Origin of the sequence: Acinetobacter sp. YH12063 (assembly GCF_013419715.1) — a bacterium.
Classification (GTDB): Bacteria; Pseudomonadota; Gammaproteobacteria; order Pseudomonadales; family Moraxellaceae; genus Acinetobacter; species Acinetobacter amyesii.
Genome location: NZ_VOZO01000009.1, coordinates 88,464 through 107,801, shown reverse-complemented (window position 1 = coordinate 107,801; position 19,338 = coordinate 88,464). Strand labels below are relative to the sequence as shown.

16 protein-coding genes are annotated in these 19,338 nt (G+C 35.5%); all 16 read left to right on the top strand.

Annotation, left to right across the window (positions count from 1 at the left end; all coding sequences use genetic code 11):
• The first annotated feature begins 8 nt into the window (after positions 1 to 8).
• Complete coding sequence (locus FTU12_RS11450; RefSeq protein WP_180114401.1) at positions 9 to 611, top strand: sugar transferase; 603 nt, start codon at positions 9 to 11, stop codon at positions 609 to 611.
• Positions 611 to 1,267 carry a NeuD/PglB/VioB family sugar acetyltransferase gene (locus FTU12_RS11445; protein ID WP_218955942.1) on the top strand — a complete coding sequence of 219 codons (657 nt, stop codon included), beginning with the start codon at positions 611 to 613 and terminating at the stop codon, positions 1,265 to 1,267. Before FTU12_RS11450 ends, FTU12_RS11445 begins: the two co-directional genes overlap by 1 nt.
• A 35-nt stretch (positions 1,268 to 1,302) precedes the next feature.
• The gene (locus tag FTU12_RS11440) at positions 1,303 to 2,472 is read left to right on the top strand and encodes a DegT/DnrJ/EryC1/StrS aminotransferase family protein (RefSeq protein WP_180114400.1); all 1,170 of its coding nucleotides are present in this window, start codon (positions 1,303 to 1,305) and stop codon (positions 2,470 to 2,472) included.
• 60 nt (positions 2,473 to 2,532) lie between these two features.
• Positions 2,533 to 4,389: a nucleoside-diphosphate sugar epimerase/dehydratase gene (locus FTU12_RS11435; RefSeq protein ID WP_180114399.1), complete on the top strand. Its 1,857-nt coding sequence runs from the start codon at positions 2,533 to 2,535 to the stop codon at positions 4,387 to 4,389.
• A 103-nt stretch (positions 4,390 to 4,492) separates the two neighbouring features.
• The gene (gene wecB, locus FTU12_RS11430; RefSeq protein ID WP_180114398.1) at positions 4,493 to 5,617 is read left to right on the top strand and encodes a non-hydrolyzing UDP-N-acetylglucosamine 2-epimerase; all 1,125 of its coding nucleotides are present in this window, start codon (positions 4,493 to 4,495) and stop codon (positions 5,615 to 5,617) included.
• A gap of 18 nt (positions 5,618 to 5,635) precedes the next feature.
• Positions 5,636 to 6,898 (top strand): UDP-N-acetyl-D-mannosamine dehydrogenase, encoded by a 1,263-nt coding sequence (gene wecC, locus FTU12_RS11425; protein ID WP_180114397.1) that lies wholly within the window; start codon positions 5,636 to 5,638, stop codon positions 6,896 to 6,898.
• On the top strand, positions 6,898 to 8,067 hold the full coding sequence (locus FTU12_RS11420; RefSeq protein WP_180114396.1) for a hypothetical protein: 1,170 nt from the start codon (positions 6,898 to 6,900) through the stop codon (positions 8,065 to 8,067). The genes wecC and FTU12_RS11420 overlap by 1 nt, the downstream gene beginning before the upstream one ends.
• Positions 8,060 to 9,160 (top strand): glycosyltransferase, encoded by a 1,101-nt coding sequence (locus tag FTU12_RS11415; RefSeq protein ID WP_180114395.1) that lies wholly within the window; start codon positions 8,060 to 8,062, stop codon positions 9,158 to 9,160. Before FTU12_RS11420 ends, FTU12_RS11415 begins: the two co-directional genes overlap by 8 nt.
• 2 nt (positions 9,161 to 9,162) lie before the next feature.
• On the top strand, positions 9,163 to 9,672 hold the full coding sequence (locus tag FTU12_RS11410) for an acyltransferase (protein WP_086200076.1): 510 nt from the start codon (positions 9,163 to 9,165) through the stop codon (positions 9,670 to 9,672).
• Entirely contained in the window at positions 9,669 to 10,967 is a 1,299-nt protein-coding gene (locus tag FTU12_RS11405; RefSeq protein WP_180114394.1) for an O-antigen polymerase, read from the top strand. The genes FTU12_RS11410 and FTU12_RS11405 overlap by 4 nt, the downstream gene beginning before the upstream one ends.
• The gene (locus FTU12_RS11400) at positions 10,964 to 13,105 is read left to right on the top strand and encodes a bi-domain-containing oxidoreductase (protein ID WP_180114393.1); all 2,142 of its coding nucleotides are present in this window, start codon (positions 10,964 to 10,966) and stop codon (positions 13,103 to 13,105) included. Before FTU12_RS11405 ends, FTU12_RS11400 begins: the two co-directional genes overlap by 4 nt.
• A gap of 8 nt (positions 13,106 to 13,113) precedes the next feature.
• Entirely contained in the window at positions 13,114 to 14,754 is a 1,641-nt protein-coding gene (locus FTU12_RS11395; protein WP_180114392.1) for a heparinase II/III family protein, read from the top strand.
• Positions 14,747 to 15,865 (top strand): glycosyltransferase, encoded by a 1,119-nt coding sequence (locus tag FTU12_RS11390; protein ID WP_180114391.1) that lies wholly within the window; start codon positions 14,747 to 14,749, stop codon positions 15,863 to 15,865. Before FTU12_RS11395 ends, FTU12_RS11390 begins: the two co-directional genes overlap by 8 nt.
• Positions 15,866 to 15,988: 123 nt before the next feature.
• A complete protein-coding gene (locus tag FTU12_RS11385) occupies positions 15,989 to 16,597 on the top strand; it encodes a sugar transferase (protein WP_180114390.1) in 609 nt (202 codons plus the stop codon).
• 46 nt (positions 16,598 to 16,643) lie between these two features.
• Positions 16,644 to 17,666: a UDP-glucose 4-epimerase GalE gene (gene galE, locus FTU12_RS11380; protein WP_180114389.1), complete on the top strand. Its 1,023-nt coding sequence runs from the start codon at positions 16,644 to 16,646 to the stop codon at positions 17,664 to 17,666.
• A 197-nt stretch (positions 17,667 to 17,863) separates the two neighbouring features.
• On the top strand, positions 17,864 to 19,321 hold the full coding sequence (locus FTU12_RS11375) for a capsule assembly Wzi family protein (protein WP_180114388.1): 1,458 nt from the start codon (positions 17,864 to 17,866) through the stop codon (positions 19,319 to 19,321).
• The last annotated feature ends 17 nt before the right edge of the window (positions 19,322 to 19,338 follow it).

Genomic DNA, 19,338 nt, shown 5'->3' with positions numbered 1-19,338 from the left:
AGTGAACCATGTTAAAGCGCTTATTGGATATTGTTATTGCATCATCTGCGCTGGTGCTGCTGTCTCCTGTCTATGCTTTGGTTGCCTATAAGGTGAAAAAGAATTTAGGTTCGCCTGTCTTATTCCGTCAGGTGCGTCCGGGCCTGCATGGCAAGCCTTTTGAAATGGTGAAGTTTCGCACTATGAAAGATGCACTCGATCTCGATGGCAATCCATTACCTGACAGTGAGCGTCTAACGCCATTCGGGAAAATACTCCGTGCCACCAGTTTGGATGAAATGCCTGAACTGTGGAATGTGATTAAAGGCGAGATGAGCATTGTTGGGCCGCGTCCGCTGCTGATGGAATATTTACCGCTCTATAATAGTGAGCAAGCCAAACGTCATCATGTGCGCCCCGGCATCACAGGTCATGCTCAAGTAAATGGTCGCAATGCCATTTCATGGGAAAAAAAGTTTGAGCTAGACACATGGTATGTGGAAAATCAGTCTTTATGGCTGGATTTTAAAATCATGCTAAAAACCGTGAAAAAAGTGATTGCCAAGGATGATATCAGTGCCGAAGGTGAAGCCACCACGACCAAATTTACCGGCACACCGGAACAAAAATAATGACAACACTCTATGCGATTTATGGAGCTTCAGGTTGTGGGCGTAGCCTGATGCCTGTCGCGCGTCAGCAATTGGCACGTCAAGGGGATGCGTCTGAAATTATCTTTATCGATGATGCTTTAACAGACATTGCTTCGGTCAATGGTCATCGTGCCATGAATTATCAAGCGTTTTTAAATGAAAATGCTTCTGAAAAATACGTGCAAATTGCGATTGCTAATAGTCGTGTGCGTGAAAAAATCGCTCAGCGTTTAGAAGCAGATGGCATTCAGCTTTGGTCGATCACTGCGGACCATGTGGTTTTAATGGATCAAATTGAGCTCGCTGAAGGTTCTGCTTTGAGTCCTTTTGTCAGCATTGGCTCAAATGTCAAAATCGGCAAGTGTTTTCATGCCAATTTATACAGTTATGTCGAGCATGATTGTGTGATTGGGGATTTCGTTACTTTCGCACCAGGCGTAAAATGTAACGGCAATATTCATATACATGCACATGCCTATATTGGCGCGGGTGCGATGATTAAGCAGGGCACACCTGATCAGCCTTTAGTGATTGGTGCAGGTGCGATTGTGGGTATGGGTGCTGTCGTGACCAAAAGTGTACCCGCAGGCGTCACCGTGGTGGGTAATCCCGCCCGAATTCTGACTTCAAAATAGATTTTTAAACTAGATTTTTAGACTGGGAAAACTCCATGTTAAACAGTGCATTTGAGCCTTGGCCAAGCTTTACCCAAGTAGAAGCTGATGCGGTGTCAAAAGTCCTATTATCCAATAAAGTAAATTATTGGACAGGTCAGGAATGCCGTGAATTCGAAAAGGAATTTGCACAGTTTGCAGGAACCAAACATGCAGTTGCCGTGGCCAATGGTACAGTGGCACTCGATTTAGCCCTCAAAGCTTTGGGTATTGGTGCAGGTGATGACGTGATTGTCACCTCACGGACCTTCTTAGCTTCAGCAAGTTCAATTGTCACTGCAGGTGCCAATCCTATTTTTGCCGATGTGGAACTCGATTCACAGAATATCTCACGCCGTAGCATTGAAGCAGTCATCACTCCAAATACCAAAGCCATTATCTGTGTGCATTTGGCAGGTTGGATGTGTGATATGGATCCGATCATGCAATTGGCTGAGGAAAAAGGCATCTTCGTGATTGAAGATTGCGCTCAAGCACATGGCGCGATGTACAAAGGTAAATCGGCAGGTTCAATTGGTCATATTGGGGCGTGGTCATTCTGCCAAGACAAGATTATGACCACGGGTGGTGAAGGCGGTATGGTCACTACCAATGACGAGAGTCTGTGGAAAACAATGTGGTCGTATAAAGATCACGGTAAAAACTTTGATAGCGTGTATAACAAGCAACATCCACCGGGCTTCCGTTGGTTGCATGACTCATTTGGCACCAACTGGCGTATGATGGAAATGCAAGCTGTGATTGGTCGCCTGCAACTCAAACAAATGCCTGAATGGACGGCAAAACGTAATACTAATATGGCGCGTATCCAAGCCGTATTTGAAAGTAGCCCTTATTTTACCGTAGCGAAACCGTCAAACGATTATGTACATGCCGCTTATAAATGCTATGTGCAAGTCAATGTTGATGCTTTACCCGACGGCTGGTCACGTGACCGCATCATGGCGGAAATTTCATCTCAAGCTGTTCCATGCTTTAGCGGTTCATGCTCAGAAGTGTATTTAGAAAAAGCCTTTGATGGCACAGCGTGGCGTCCAAAACAATCATTGCCACAAGCAAAACAACTCGGTGAAAGCAGTTTGATGTTCCTTGTACATCCAACATTGTCGGATGCCAGCATGCAAAAAACAGTGGATGTCATTACGCAAGTCATCGCAAAAATCTAAACTTGAAAAGCGCGTATAATATTAGGCGCGAATATTCCTTTGACCTGATTCGAGCACGTTGTGAAAGACATTATCCGATCTATAGCATCATTACCGCGTCGCCAAAAGCAAATTGTTTTGGTGCTGATGGATATCTGTGTTTTACCGTTGATGATGTGGCTTGCTTATGCCATTCGTTTGGCGCGTCCGAATGTACAGGTCATGCAAGGCTTAGACGCTTGGTATATCTATGTCGGTATTTTTGGCATTGCTATTTTTGCTTTACTTGGGATTTACCGCGCAATTGTCCGTTCTTTTAATGAAGACTACTTACTGCGGATATTAATCGGGACATTTATACAAATTGTAGTGCTGTACAGCATTAAGAAACTGAATGTCGCATTTATTCCCATGAGTATTCCGCTCATGTATGGCTTTATGCTGTTTTCATACATGTGGTGGAGCCGTGCCGTCATTCGCTACGCAACCCTTAAAACTTTTGCCAAAAAGCAAAGCCGTAAACGTGTGGCGATTTATGGCGCAGGGCTGGCAGGACAACAAATTGCAGCAGCTTTAAACCGTTCAGATGATTATTTGCCTGTGTGTTTTATTGACGATAAGCGCTCCTTACAAGGTCAGTCACTGAGTGGTTTAAAAATTTATTCACCCAAAAAAGCGCAAGCGAAACTTGGGAAATTCGGTATTGAAGAAGTTTTGCTTGCCATGCCTTCTGTCGGTCGAACCCGTAAAAAAGAAATTATTGAATCTTTTGATACGGCAGATGTCAAAATTATGGAGTTGCCAGGGGTAACCCAGTTGGTCGATGGTCAAGTCCAAGTCTCTGATATTCGTGAAGTGGATATTATTGATTTACTTGGCCGTGATCCTGTACCGCCGAAACCTGAATTGTTAGAAAAAAATATTAAAAATAAAGTGGTCATGGTGACAGGGGCAGGAGGGTCGATCGGCTCTGAACTTTGCCGTCAGATCGTGAAGCATCAGCCGAAAATGCTGGTGCTGTTTGAAATGTCTGAATTTGCCTTGTATTCGATAGACCGTGAATTGCAGGCATCTGATATACAAATTATTTCAGTATTAGGTTCTGTCACCAATCAGCCGAAGTTAGAGCGTATATTGCAACAGTATGCGGTACAAACGGTTTATCACGCGGCGGCTTATAAACATGTGCCTCTAGTGGAGGCAAACCCATTTGAAGGTATTTATAATACGTCCATTGGCACACAGCGTAGTGTCGATGCCGCAGTGAATCAAAATATTGAAACTTTTGTTTTAATTTCAACTGATAAAGCTGTGCGTCCAACCAATGTCATGGGTGCTTCTAAACGCATGGCAGAGCTTTACTGTCAGGGTTTGGCATCGACGAATCCAAACACCCAAATCAGTATTGTCCGTTTTGGGAATGTATTAGGTTCTTCGGGATCTGTTGTTCCTTTGTTTAAAAAGCAGATTGCTCAAGGCGGGCCTGTTACAGTAACGCACCCAGAAGTCACGCGTTATTTTATGACGATTCCTGAAGCAGCTCAGCTCGTGATTCAAGCAGGTGCGATGGGGACAGGTGGTGATGTATTTCTGCTTGATATGGGCGAGCCAGTTAAAATAATAGACTTAGCTAAACAAATGATTCGTTTAAGTGGTTTTCGAGCAATCGATGAAAATGGTATAGGTGATATTGAGATACAATTTACAGGTCTACGTCCGGGTGAAAAATTGTATGAAGAGTTGTTGATTGATTCGGATAATGTAGAGAAAACTGGGCATGAGCGGATTTTAAAATCATTTGAAAATTATAGATCTTATGCGGTTATCTTAAATGCTTTTAATGAGTTGATTAGTATTTATAACAATGATATTGAAACAAAAAAACTATACATATTGTTATCTCAATATGTTAGTGGTTTTAAATCAGCCAAAAAATAATATAAATCAACATTTCTAGCATTTTAATGGAATTTGAAAATTGATAGAATAGTTAAGTAAGTTAAAACATTTTTATATCGATAATTGAATTTAAGGGTAGTTTGTGAAAAGAATTTTACTGGTTTTTGGTACACGTCCTGAAGCCATAAAAATGGCACCTTTAGCTATAAAGTTGAAAGAAAATAATAATTTTTTTGAAACAAAGGTTTGTGTTACCGGTCAACACCGTCAAATGTTAGACCAAGTGTTAGAATTATTTAATTTAAAACCTGATTTTGATCTAAATTTGATGAAGCCTGGTCAAACTTTATCTGACGTGACTTCTGGCGTACTTAAAGGGCTTGAAGACGTTTTTGCTGAATGGTTGCCAGATGTAGTGCTCGTTCATGGCGATACAGCAACAACATTTGCAGCATCTTTAGCGGCGTATTATCACAAAGTGAAGATTGGTCATGTGGAAGCTGGGTTACGTACAGGTGATATTTACTCACCATGGCCAGAAGAAGCAAACCGTAAGCTAACTGGCTCACTTGCTAATTATCATTTTGCACCTACACAATCTTCTTATAATAATTTAATTAAAGAAAATATTAATCCAAATAATATTACTATTACGGGTAATACTGTAATTGATGCATTGCTGAATGTTAAAGAAAAAGTAGAAACTGATCATAAAATTATTGCTGATTTTAAATCGCAATTCAGCTTTTTAGATCAAAGCAAAAAAATGATTTTAGTGACAGGCCACCGCCGTGAAAACTTTGGTCAAGGCTTTTTAAATATCTGCCAAGCATTGGCAAATATTGCGAAAAAATATTCAGATGTACAAATTGTATATCCAGTACATTTAAATCCGAATGTGCAAAAACCTGTAAATGAGCTGTTATCTGGTATTTCAAACATTCATTTAATTGCACCGCAGGATTATCTGCCTTTTGTTTATTTAATGAATCACAGCTATTTAATTTTGACCGATTCTGGCGGTATTCAAGAAGAAGCACCTTCTTTAGGTAAGCCTGTATTGGTAATGCGTGATACGACTGAACGTCCAGAAGCAGTAGATGCAGGAACTGTAAAACTGGTAGGTACAGATGCTGTGATCATTGAACAATCTGTTTCTGAATTGCTTGAAGATACCGCGTTATACAACCAAATGGCAGAAGCCCATAACCCGTATGGTGATGGTACGTCTTGTCAGCAAATTATTGAATTTTTAAAAAATAACTGAGTAAGTGTAAACTATATTATGAATAATCAATTTAAACATATTTGTGTCATTGGTTTGGGTTATATCGGCTTGCCGACTGCTGCGACATTTGCGGCGCATGGGATTAAAGTTACAGGTGTTGATGTTAATCAGCACGCAGTAGACATGATTAACCAAGGTAAAGTACATATTGTAGAACCTGATCTAGATGCATTGGTTAAAGACGTTGTAGAAAAAGGCATGTTGTCTGCGCAAACCACACCTGTAGAGGCAGATGCCTATATTGTTGCTGTGCCTACGCCATTTAAAGATGATCATGAGCCTGATTTAAAATATATTGAAGCAGCATCAAAAGCACTTGCGCCATATTTGGCTAAAGGTAATTTGGTAATTTTAGAGTCTACTTCACCTGTTGGTGCAACTGAGCAAATGTCTGCATGGTTGAGCGAAGCACGTGCAGATTTAAGCTTTCCACAGCAAGAAGGCGAAGCATCTGATATCCGTATTGCTCACTGTCCTGAGCGTGTTCTTCCAGGTAAAGTGTTGTTAGAGCTTATTAGTAATGACCGCATTATTGGTGGTATGACAAAACTTTGTTCTACAGCAGCGAGTGACTTGTATAAAATATTTGTACAAGGTGGCTGTATTGAAACAAATGCACGTACAGCCGAAATGTGTAAGCTAACAGAAAACTCTTTCCGTGATGTGAATATTGCATTTGCAAACGAGCTATCTGTAATTTGCGATAAGTTGGATATTAATGTTTGGGAGTTGGTTGCGCTGGCAAACCGTCATCCGCGTGTCAACATCTTACAACCTGGCCCAGGTGTAGGTGGACACTGTATTGCTGTTGATCCTTGGTTTATTGTGGCAAAAACACCTGAGCAAGCGCGTTTAATCCGCACTGCACGTGAAGTAAACGATGCGAAGCCTGAATGGGTAATTGATCAGGTTAAAATTAAAATTGCTGAATTTTTGCAAGTAAATCCAGCTAAAACTATTAAAGATGTAACCGTTGCTTGTTATGGTCTGGCTTTTAAACCTGATATTGATGACTTGCGTGAAAGCCCGGCTTTAGAAATTACCAAAAAGCTTGCTGAACAAGGTTTAAATATTTTAGCGATTGAACCTAATGTTAGTGAATTACCAAAAAATTTACTAGGTAAAGTCCAATTAGTTCATTTAGATGAGTCGAATAAAGCTGATATTAAAGTAGTATTAGTTGCTCATAAACAGTTTAATAATTCGATTATTTTGAAAAATTCTCTTTATGTTTTAGATTTAGTAAATTGTAAAAATTAATGACCAAATTAAAATTATATACCTCATTAGTTATATATTTAATGGGCACACTATGTTTAGTGTGCTCAGATTTCTTTATATCTAAAAACTATGATCAAGTTTATATTGCAGAATGGGCAGCCTTAAAGTCATTTGTTTTTGTTTTTGGTGGGATTTGCGTATTTGGTTTTGATCAAGTTCTAATGAGAAATCCTGAAATATACAGAAAAATTATAGGATTATACTTAATTCAAGCAATTTTACTATCGTGTATTTTTGGAATTCTTATATTTGAATATTATGAAAGTAATATAAGTCTAATTTTTATAATAATGGCTATATTTATCTATTCAATAAATCAATATTGGGCGGGTGTTTTTAGGGGTAGTGGGCGTCTTATAGAAGCACAAGTTTTTACTAATGGGTGGAAAATATTAACCCTTATTTTATTACTTCTTGGCTTATCTAAACTAGACAGTATTATATTATATTCATTTATTGGAGTTTTTTTTATTAATTTATATTTTATGATTAATAATAAAATTTCAATAGATAAAAGTGATTTTAATTTAAAGAACTCATATAAAAATGGATTTTTATTTTTTTTGAATAGCATTAGTTTAACCATGGCAACATATGGAGAACAATTGCTAGTAAATATATTTCAAAATAAAAATTTATCATATAATATTTTTATTTACACAATGGCATTTAATTCAATTATGTTATTAGCTGCAGGTTTTCTAGGTTTTTATTTTGGACCAAAAATAAAATACATAAAAAAAATGAGTTTAAATTTGTATTATAAATATCTTTTTAAAAGTGTTTTTTTTGGATTGATTTTAAGTATTTTAAGTTGTATTTTTGGGTTTTTAATTTTTAAATTTTATTTAAAAATAGATTACAATATATTTTTAATTTTTTTAATTATGATGATTGGATTTACAAAAGTTATTTATTCTTTACCGTCAGCAGCCATGGCTTTATATTGTGAAACAAATAGCTTAAAAAGAATTTCATTATTCAATTTACTTAATATGGCTTTTTTTATTTTTTCAATAGCAGCTATAATTTATTTTAATTGGAATGTTGATATTTTAGTATTTCTTTCAATTCTATTACATTGGTTATTAAGATTTTTGAATACACAACACTTTGTTGTTAAATCATTACGAGAGAAATATGTCTGATTTAAAAATTATTGCACCATTACCAAATATTTCAAAAAGAACTAGATTAGCAAAGCTAATAGAGTGTTTACCAAGCAATGTAAACTATAGTTTTTTTGGATGGAAAAGATTACCTTCGGATAAAGTCGAAAAGAATGGAAATTTTATATTAAATGGTGGTGGATATTCATCTAAAAAAGCTAAAATTATGTACCTATTTTGGATGGTAGCAGTATTTTTTTGCTGTTTATTTAAATTTAAAAGTAATGATAAGGTGTGGGCATTAGGTTTTGAATCTGCATTTCCTGCATTGTTAGCATCAAAAATTAAAAAATTTGATGTTATTTATGATGATGCCGATAGATTTTCGCAACTGTTTAATTTTCCTAAAATTATAAAAAATATACTCAGATACTTAGAAAAGTATGTATCACGTAATTGTTTAATTCATATAATTCCTGGCCGCGAAAGATATGATTTTAGCTCAGAGAATTTTTTAATTTTAAAAAATACTCCAACTAGTTTCGATGTGAAAAAATCGAAATTAGTACATTTAGATTTAGAAATTATTCAAAAGATCAAATCTTATGATTTCAATATTTATGTAAATGGTTGGTTAACTGATACACGTGGTATAGATATTATTAAAAAAATTGCTGAAGCTAGAAAAAATATTTGTTTTCTTATGGCTGGTAGATTAGATTCGGAGTTAGCACAACAAATGTTAACTTTTGAAAATGTTATATACTTAGGAGAATTACCTCAATATGAGGCATTGGCTTATTATCGAGTGAGTAATTTTGTGTTAACTTACTATAATCCAATATATCCAATCAATCGAATGGCAGAGGCAAATAAGTGGGGGGATGCTCTACAATATTCTGTTCCTGTAATAGTTAATAAAGAAGTAGTCACAGCAGAGTTTTTAAGATCTTCAAATAGCTGTATATCTGTAAATTATGAAGATCATCAAGGTTTGTTAACCCAACTAGATACGTTAATGTTAAATAAAGAAAAATATGCCCAATTGGTAGAAAATACAAAAAATCTACAGCAGATTTTTCCTACATTTGATGAACAATTAAATAATATTTTTGCAAAAATAGGTATTTAAAAATGAATAAATTGAGCAAGATTTTATATTTTCTCGCAATGAAGACTTTTGGATCATTAAAGCCAAGATATGCGACCAAAGTAAACTATTATTTTCTAAAAAAATGGGGGGTTATTTTCAATGGTAAGCCTAATTATCTCTCTTCTAAAATTTGGTTTGATGGAACAAATTATGGGCTAATTGAAATTGGTAATCAGGTTACTATGTCAAGTTATATTAGAGTTTTGACACATGATTGGTCCTTACATACTGTAGCCAAGGCATTTGATATTCCTCAAGAAAAACCGATTGGAAAAATTAGATCGGTAAAAATAGGCGATTATAGCTTTATTGGAACAGGGACTATTTTAATGCCTGGTTGTCAAATTGGAAAAGGTTGTATTATTGCTGCAGGTACAGTGGTTCGAGGAAAAATACCAGATTTTTCAATTTATGCTGGTAGCCCTGGTCAAATTATTGGGGACTCAAGAGAGTACCTAAAGAAAAACTTAAATATAAATGAATTAAAATGATTTATATTTCTGCATTATTGTTATTTTCTGTAACCTTGGCTTCCTTAAAGCCAGGTTTAAATAAATATGGAATAAAATATATTTTTCTTACACCTCATGGTGTAAGTACTACCTTTTTTATTTTAATTCATATTTTTATGCCAGTGTTACAGTGGTATTATGGTTTTTTTAGATATCAAAATGAGTATGATCCTTTAACATACTCAATCTCTATGTTTTTTTCATTTTTAGTATATTTTTTATTTAATTTAGGCTTTATTTTATTTAATAAAAATATCAATAATCCTATATTTTTTAATATTAAAGATTCTAATATTGCTTATTTTAACTATAGATATTTAATATTTTATGCTCTGATAATTTTTGCAGTAGGTTTTTACTATTCCTATCAAAATATTATTCAAATTTTATCTATGGGAGTGGATGTTTATTTAAGAGATAGGATTTCATTCGCATATGGACAAGGTGTTAAGGTCTTATTTCCACATTGGATATATATATCTTGTATGCTTGTTTTTTTCTCATATTTAATGCGAAATAGTAAAATTTATTTATTTTTATTTTTATTGATTTTTATCTATTCATCTATTTATTATTCAATTAATAGTAATCGAAATTCATTATTTATTCTGTTTTTTCTCTTATTTTCAATTTATCTTTATTGTCGTGATTTTAAACTTAATTTAAAGTATATATTTAAAATTATGTTTCCTTTTATTTGTATTTATATGTTGTATTTAATCGGAAAATATAGAAAAGAAATAACTTCATCTGAAATCTCTCATAATGATAATTATGGTTTAATTAACTCTTTAAATGGTGCTTTTGGAAATCACGAAAATGTAGTGTGGTTACTTTCAAATCAATATCAAATTTTACTTGGAAAGACATATCTAGCTGGTTTTAGTAACTTTATTCCAAGAGCCCTGTGGATAGATAAACCTTATGGGGCTGGTCCTGAATTAAAAAATATGATTTATCCAGGCAGTTATGTTTTGGGGCAGGAAGGTAACTCATCATTAACAACAGGTTTTGTTACTGAACTATTAATGAACTATGGTGTTTTCATCAGTCTTTTGGCTTCTTTTAGTACTGGACTGTTTTTATGTATATGTTTTACTTATTTAAAAGATAAAAACAATTTATTTTTTAAAATTATTTATATTTATTTAATGGTTCTATTTTGTAGCCAATTTTTTTATGCAGAGTTTTTAGGGTTTTTCTCTAGAACTATTTTTACTTTATTTCCATTATTATTTGGATTAATCATTTTTAGCATTCGGAGAAAAAGTTGAAACAAATTTTTCAAGATTTATCTAAAGGCGGAACTTCAATTCTTGAAGCCCCATCTCCTCAAATAAGTACAGGTCACCTTATTATCTCTACCAGTATTTCTCTTATTTCTGCTGGTACGGAACGTATGCTTGTTGATTTTGGTAAAGCAAATGTTATTGATAAAGCACGCCAACAACCCGAAAAAGTACGTATGGTACTTGATAAGGTTAAAACTGACGGTCTGCTTACTACTTATGAAGCTGTTCAATCTAAATTGAACCAACCATTACCTCTAGGATACTGTAATGTAGGTATCATTCAAGATGTCGGTAAACAGGTTGAGGGTTTTAAAGTTGGCGATCGAGTTGTTTCCAATGGTCATCATGCTGATGTGGTTAAAGTACCTAAAAACTTATGTGCAAAAATTCCAGATAATGTTTCGGATGAAGCAGCAAGTTTTACTGTATTAGGGGCAATTGCATTACAAGGCATTCGCTTAGCACAACCAACCTTAGGTGAAACCTTTGTTGTTATTGGGGCTGGACTCATTGGCTTAATGGCGATTCAGTTACTCAGAGCAAATGGATGCCGTGTTCTAGCTGTCGATTTTGATCAAAAAAAATTAGAACTGGCAAAAAAATATGGTGCTGAAGTTTGTAATCCTGCCTTAGGTCAAGATCCTGTAAATGTTGCGGAAGTCTTTGCTCGTGGGCTTGGTGTAGATGGAGTCATTATCACGGCTTCAACAAAATCGAATGATCCAGTCCATCAAGCGGCATTAATGTGTCGTCAGCGTGGTCGTATTATTTTAGTGGGTGTTGTTGGTCTAGAACTCAATCGTGCAGACTTTTATGAAAAAGAACTAAGTTTCCAAGTATCTTGCTCATATGGCCCAGGTCGTTATGATGAATTTTATGAAGCGCAGGGCAATGATTATCCTGTAGGTTTTGTACGTTGGACAGAACAGCGTAACTTTGTTGCTGTATTGGATATGATGGCATCTGGTGCTTTAGATGTCTCATCGTTAGTAAGCCATCGTTTTAACTTTGAAGATGCCGTTGCTGCATACAATGTGCTGACCAATGTACGTGACAGTTTAGGTATTATTTTACAATATCCACATCAAGTGACTTCGAGACATTTTAAGAACTTGGAATTAAGTGGTTATCAGTTTAGTCAGTCTGCCAAAGTCAATATTGGATGTATTGGTGCAGGGAATTACGCATCTCGTGTGCTGATCCCAGCCTTTAAAAAGACCAATGTAAATTTAAATACGATTGTAACGGCGAGCGGTGTAAATAGCGTTATTCATGGTGATAAAGCTGGCTTTAAACTTGCATCATCAGATTTGAATGATATTTGGCAAAATAACGAAATCAATACCTGTATTATTGCAACACGCCACAATACACATGCCAAGTTTGTATTAGAAGCTTTGTCTGCAAATAAAAATGTCTTTGTAGAGAAACCATTGGCATTAAATTTAGCAGATGTACAGTCGATAGAAGATTTCTATAAACAGAATGCCTCATCGGTAAAACCACATTTAATGGTTGGCTTTAACCGACGTTTTGCACCGCAAATTCAAAAAATGAAACAATTACTGTCAACAGTAAAACAACCTAAAACTTTTATTATGACGATGAATGCTGGTGCAATTCCATCAGATCATTGGACGCAAGATCCAGATGTGGGTGGTGGTCGTATTATTGGTGAAGCTTGTCATTTTATTGATTTAATGCGCTTCTTAGCGGGTTCTAAAATTAGTAGCTATCAAGTACAGGGTATGGGGGCTCAATTTGATCAGGATTTAGTCGAAGATAAAGCCTGTATTACATTGGCATTTGAAGATGGCTCTTTTGGTACGATTTTTTATTTAGCAAATGGCTCTAATGCATTTCCTAAGGAAAGAATCGAAGTCTTTGCTGGCGGTAAAGTTTTACAGTTAGATAACTTCCGCAAAATGACAGGCTATGGTTGGTCTGGATTTAAAAAGATGAACTTGTGGCGACAAGATAAAGGTCAAGAGAATTGTGTACAAGCTTTTGTTGATGCAATTGAAAAAGGTGCTAATACACCAATTCCTTTAGATGAAATTATTGAAGTTGCTCGAGTGACAATTGAAGCTGCACAATTACTTCGAGAGAAGCAGGTTTAGTCTGTTTAATGAAAATATTAAAACTCATCCATACGGTTAAATATTTAAAATTTGTGCAGTTGTATTATCGACTGCACTATCTTTTCTTAAAGCCTCAGGTCAAAGCTTATCCATCTTTGGTCTCCCTTAGGTCTAAATCTAAGCTTTGGAATAATATTGTATTTAAGCCTGTTAGTATGCATAGCCCAAACAGCTTTAATTTTTTAAATCATAAGGGTGAATTAAATAAAGCTGAGGATTGGAATAATGCGCAGCAAGAAAAGTTGTGGCTATATAATTTACATTATTTTGATGATTTAAATGCAGAAGATGCATTGCTCCGCCAAGCTTGGCATGTTCAATTAATGAATAAATGGATTGATGAAAATCCCTATCCATCAGGTAATGGTTGGGAACCCTACCCAAATTCGCTTCGAATTGTGAATTGGATTAAATGGAGTTTACAGGGTAAACCTTTAGATCAAGCACAATTGAATAGTTTGGCTTTGCAGGCAGAGCATCTTTCTAAAACTGTTGAATGGCATATTTTAGCAAATCATTTATTTGCGAATGCGAAAGCGCTTATATTTGCAGGATTATACTTTGATACGCATGAATCTAAAAAATGGCTAGAGCTTGGTCTAAAAATTTACTCTAAGGAAATTGACGAACAGGTTTTAGATGATGGTGCAAATTTTGAATTAACACCGATGTATCACGCTATTTTTCTAGAAGATTTATTAGATATTTATCAGGTGGCTCAAATCTATAAAAAATTGGATTTAATCCACGCTCAACATCTTCAAAACAAAATTGTGAAAATGTTGAATTGGTTAAGTCTGATGTCTCATCCAGATGGTGAAATTTCTTTCTTTAATGATGCTACGTTTGGAATAGCCTCGTGTTATGAAAAATTGTCAAAATACGCAGAGAAATTGGGTATAGCAGTTTCAGATTCGAATTTAGACGATTGTTACTTAAAACCAAGCGGGTATCTCGTTGTTCAGCGCCCAGCTTATAAATTTATAATGGATGTTGCGGAAGTTGGTCCCTCATATCAGCCTGGACATGCACATGCAGATACGTTGAGCTTTGAGTTAAGTATTAATGACGCTCGATTTATTGTCAATTCAGGTATTTCTCAGTACGGTTTAGGTAAAGAGCGTTTATTGCAACGAGGGACTGCGACACATAATACTGTTGAAATAGATGGTCAGAACTCGAGTGAAATATGGTCTGGCTTTAGAGTGGCAAGAAGAGTTAGTCCTCAAGTTGAGTCTATAGATCAAAAGGGTAATCAGATCCATGAATTGGTGGCATCGTATAAATCCTTAAAAGGTGTCACACATCGGCGATCAGTGGCATTTAGTGAACATAAAATCAGCTTAATTGATCAAATTACAGGTCAATTTCATCAGGCTATTTCTTATCTTTATTTTCATCCAGATGTTCAAATTCAGCAAGTATCATCAAATGAATACCAATGTAAACTTGCTAATACCACAGTCTATCTTCATTTAGATGGACAGATAGATTCACAGCTTTTAAATACTTCATGGCACCCTGAATTTGGTAAATCCATAGATAATCTATGTTTGAAAATATTTTTAAAATCAGGTGAATGTAAAACAAGCATTACCATAATGGATGTGGACGCTGAAAATGTCTAAGATATGTATCATTAGTGCAAATAGTCTGGAAAGTGAAAATGCTTCTAGAAATCGCATCTTAAGTTTAGTAAATGCAGCACTTGAGCAAGGCCATGAAGTAAAACTAATTTCAATGGATCATGATAATTACCATTTATTAGAAGATGCGAATTTTAATCACTACAAAATTCCATTTATAGACACAAAAATTCGATCTTTTGTGAAACGTGCATTTTTAGAAATGAAAATTGCGTCTTTGGCATTAAAAAAAGCCAAGGAAATGAACTGTGATATTAACTTAATTACCATTCCATCCATGTTTTTACTACACATGAGTGCAATATTGCCTGTTCATAAAGTAAATGTTTTGGATGTTCGTGATTTAAGTTGGGAATATTTAGATACTAAATCACTGATTAACAGAGTGGCTAAAACCATTTTTACCAAAAGCGCACTTTTTAATTTAAAACGCTTCAAGATTATTAGTGTTACAAATGATCATGAATTTGAATACATATCCAAATTCAAATCAGATAGTCAGAATGTGATTAAAGTACCGAATGGGGTTTCTTTATCGATATTTGAACAGCTCTGTTCAGTTACAGTGAACTCTTCAAATATAAAAACAGTGACGTATATTGGCAATGTTGGCCTAGCGCAGGACCTTTCAACACTTGTTGAAGTGAGCAAGCAATTACCCAATGTGAAGTTTAATATTGTTGGTGGGGGGACAGATTTTGAACGTATTTATGCTCTAGCAGATCATACAGCGTCAAATCTAAATTTTCTGGGGAGAAAAACTTTTAATGAGCTGATCGAAATTTATAACAGCAGCGATATTTTATACGCACAGTTAACCCCAGATTTTGCAACAGCTATGCCGTCTAAATTATATGAGTATCTTTCTACTGGAAAATATATCATTTATGGTGGACAAGGTGTTGCATCGGCAACTTTAAGCAAATTTGACAATGTTTCACTGATCCAACCGTGCTCTGTAGAAATATTGAAGCAGGAAATTGAAAAAGTTTTGTCGGAGTTTAATCCATCATTATCTGTGGTGAATCGTGAAAAAATTCAATCACAATATATTAGAGATGTGACTGTTAAACATTTGATTTCTTTGTTTTAAATTTAATTATTGGTCTAATTTATATATTAAAAATCAAGGTTTAAGATTTTTTAATTCATGAGTTAAGATGTTAAGATTTTATTATAAAATGTACAACACGTTGAGGCTTAGCAGGTTTGATAAATGAAAAGGTTAGTTGATATATTAATTGCTTTATCAGCGTTAATTATTTTAAGCCCGATATTTCTTTTGGTTGCCTATAAAGTTCGCAAAAATTTAGGTTCTCCTATTTTCTTTTACCAAGAAAGACCTGGGCAAGATGCAAAAATTTTTAAAATGATGAAATTTAGATCGATGCTGGATGCAGTTGATAAGCATGGTAATCCATTGCCAGATGATCAGCGTATTACGCCATTTGGACATAAGTTGCGTTCAACAAGCTTGGATGAAATGCCTCAGCTGATTAATGTCTTAAAAGGGGACATGAGCATCGTAGGTCCTCGTCCTCAAATGAAAGACTTTTTAGAGCACTATACACCGCATCAAATGCGTCGCCATGAAGTAAAACCAGGTATGACTGGCTTAGCTCAGGTTAGTGGTCGTAATAACCTTTCGTGGGAAGAGAAGTTTGAGCTTGATGTGCACTATGTAGAAAATCGATCTATTTTGGGAGATTTTAAAATTATGTTTAAAACCATTAAAGTTATGCTTAAGAAAGAAGGTATTAATGCTCCAAATCAAGAGGTTGGGGCTGAAAGATTTTCAGGCACGATAAATAAAAAAGCTAAATAGTAGATTTAATAAAGTATTTTCAAATGTTGGAATATGGAGCTGATAATTGTTTAATATTTTAGTCACAGGTGGTGCTGGGTATGTCGGTTCTCATACTTGTCTAAAGCTTTTAGAAGAAGGTTTTAAGGTTATAGTGCTCGATAATTTGGCGAATAGTTCGATAGAGGCATTAAATCGAGTACAAATTCTTGCAAATCGCTCATTAATTTTTATACATGGTGACATTCGAGATAGTAGTTGTCTAGACAGAATTTTTAAAACGCATCAAATAGATGCCGTTATTCATTTTGCAGGTTTAAAAGCCGTGGGGGAGAGTCAGCAAATTCCACTTGAGTATTTTGATAATAATATTTCTGGATCATTAAATTTATTTAATGCTATGCAGCGTGCAAGTGTCTATAATTTAGTCTTTAGTTCTTCAGCAACTGTATACGGAGAACTGCATAAGTCTCCCTTAAATGAAACGATGTGTACCGGAACCACAACTAATAATTATGGTTATACAAAGCTTATTGTTGAGCAATTATTAGAAAAGTTGTCGCAAAGTGATCCTCGTTGGTCAATCGCTTTATTACGTTACTTTAATCCAGTTGGTGCACATCCTAGTGGTCTAATTGGTGAAAATCCTAGAGGAATACCTAATAATTTAATGCCATATGTCACGCAAGTTGCAATTGGAGCACGTGAAAAATTATCGATATTTGGCCAGGATTACGAAACAATAGATGGGACGGGTGTTCGTGATTATATTCATGTAATGGATTTAGCTAATGCTCATTTATGCGCTTTACAAAACCGAATAAATCGATCTGGTTGCCGTGCTTGGAATATTGGTACTGGGCGTGGTGCATCAGTACTTCAGGTGATAAAAGCATTTAAGGATATAAATGGTGTTGATGTGAAATATGAATTTGCACCTCGCCGAGACGGTGATATTGCAATATGTTATGCAGATAATCAGCGCGCAGTTTCTGAATTGGGATGGATTCCTCAATATGGATTGGAAGAAATGTTGCGTGATAGTTGGAATTGGCAAAAGCAGAATCCAAATGGGTTTAATAAGGGTTGAAACTTAGTTTTTGGATTCATTTAAAAATGTATGGCTAAAGCAATAATGCTTTTAGCCATACAAAAAAAATCAATATTGTGCCAGTTTGGAGTAAAAATCAAATCGTGTATGGATTGTGCAAATAATACGTTCGTTCATATCTATTATTAAAAAAAAATCGTTATGATGTATGACAGATACATTAATTGAAAAATTTTATGAAATATCAAATTCTTAAAACCCTGTCATTTACAATATTATCTGCTTTAGCATTGCCAGTTGCTGCTCAAGGGATTGTATTAAATAACGAAGATTTACGCACAGATTTAAATTGGTTAAATCAGCAAGGTGTAATTCAAATCAGTACATCAACTTGGCCTTTGAGTGGAGATGAAATTCAGCGCGCCTTGTCAAATGCCAAAATTGAAAATTTAGTTCAGCAGAAGGTTTTAAATTCCGTTAAAGCTAGTCTAGAGGCTGAAAATACAACGGCCAAAGCCAGTTTATATGCTGAATCTGATCCTCAAAATCTACCTCAAAAGTTTGCTGATGAGCAAAAATCGCAATATCAAGCGGCGTTTGAAATTAATGCAGGTGGAAAGCAGTGGGATGCACGACTTCGTGTCAATGCTGAAAAAGATCCGATCATTGATCATGGGCAGGATGTCAATTTAGAAGGTTCTTATATTGCAGGAAAATTGTGGAATCAATGGTTGATTGCGGGACAAATCCCAACCTATTGGGGACCTGGACATGAAGGAAGCCTAATCCGTGGTGATGCAAGCCGCCCAGTTTATGGTTTGACCATGCAGCGTGCTGAACAACAAGCATTTGAAACAAAGTGGCTGTCATGGATTGGACCTTGGCAATATCAAGCTTTTGCTGGACGATTAGATGACTATAAATCTGTTCCTAATACGAATCTACTAGGTCTACGATTGACCGTGCAACCCTTGCCATATCTAGAGCTAGGTGCATCAAGAACTTTCCAAATTGATGGTCAAGGGCAACCTGATAGCTTCAAAGCCTATTGGAATGCCTTTATTGGAAAAGATAATGGATGTAATGATGGTGCATGTGTTGGTGAAGACAATGCATCGAATCAAATAGCAGGTTTTGATGCGCGCTTAAATCTGAATCATTTTACGGGTATCCCCATGAGTATGTATGCTCAATATGTGGGTGAAGATGAGGCAGGACTTTTACCTTCTAAGAAAATGTATTTGGCTGGCGTAGATTATTCCTCTCAACTGAATAACATGCCTTATCAAATTTATGCAGAGTGGGCAGATACGCGAACCAATGGTGATGCGCTCGGTATTTCTTATGATCATCATATTTATACAGATGGTTATTACCAACACGGTTTTCCGTTAGGGCATGCTATGGGTGGCGATGGTCAAATGTATAGCATCGGTGGGGATATTCGTTTTGATGCAATGAATCGTCTAAATGGACGCGCTTTCGTTGCTAAGGTGAATCAGTCAAATGAAAGTATTAACCATGCTTTCCCGGTGAATGATGAGCTGAAAGGGATTGATTTAACATGGACGCATCAACTACGCCGCGATATACCTTTAAAATTGAGTGGTTGGATTGCAGATTCAGATCATAATGGTAAGGATAGTGGTTTTTCGCTAGGCTTAGAGTTGCCTTTAGATCGAACTTTGTTTTGATTTAAAGCAAAAGTGGA

Coding starts and splice junctions, on each gene's coding strand:
- FTU12_RS11450 (WP_180114401.1), top strand. CDS start 9: ATGTTAAAGCGCTTATTGGATATTGTTATTGCATCATCTGCGCTGGTG.
- FTU12_RS11445 (WP_218955942.1), top strand. CDS start 611: ATGACAACACTCTATGCGATTTATGGAGCTTCAGGTTGTGGGCGTAGC.
- FTU12_RS11440 (WP_180114400.1), top strand. CDS start 1,303: ATGTTAAACAGTGCATTTGAGCCTTGGCCAAGCTTTACCCAAGTAGAA.
- wecC (WP_180114397.1), top strand. CDS start 5,636: ATGAATAATCAATTTAAACATATTTGTGTCATTGGTTTGGGTTATATC.
- FTU12_RS11420 (WP_180114396.1), top strand. CDS start 6,898: ATGACCAAATTAAAATTATATACCTCATTAGTTATATATTTAATGGGC.
- FTU12_RS11415 (WP_180114395.1), top strand. CDS start 8,060: ATGTCTGATTTAAAAATTATTGCACCATTACCAAATATTTCAAAAAGA.
- FTU12_RS11410 (WP_086200076.1), top strand. CDS start 9,163: ATGAATAAATTGAGCAAGATTTTATATTTTCTCGCAATGAAGACTTTT.
- FTU12_RS11405 (WP_180114394.1), top strand. CDS start 9,669: ATGATTTATATTTCTGCATTATTGTTATTTTCTGTAACCTTGGCTTCC.
- FTU12_RS11395 (WP_180114392.1), top strand. CDS start 13,114: ATGAAAATATTAAAACTCATCCATACGGTTAAATATTTAAAATTTGTG.
- FTU12_RS11390 (WP_180114391.1), top strand. CDS start 14,747: ATGTCTAAGATATGTATCATTAGTGCAAATAGTCTGGAAAGTGAAAAT.
- FTU12_RS11385 (WP_180114390.1), top strand. CDS start 15,989: ATGAAAAGGTTAGTTGATATATTAATTGCTTTATCAGCGTTAATTATT.
- FTU12_RS11375 (WP_180114388.1), top strand. CDS start 17,864: ATGAAATATCAAATTCTTAAAACCCTGTCATTTACAATATTATCTGCT.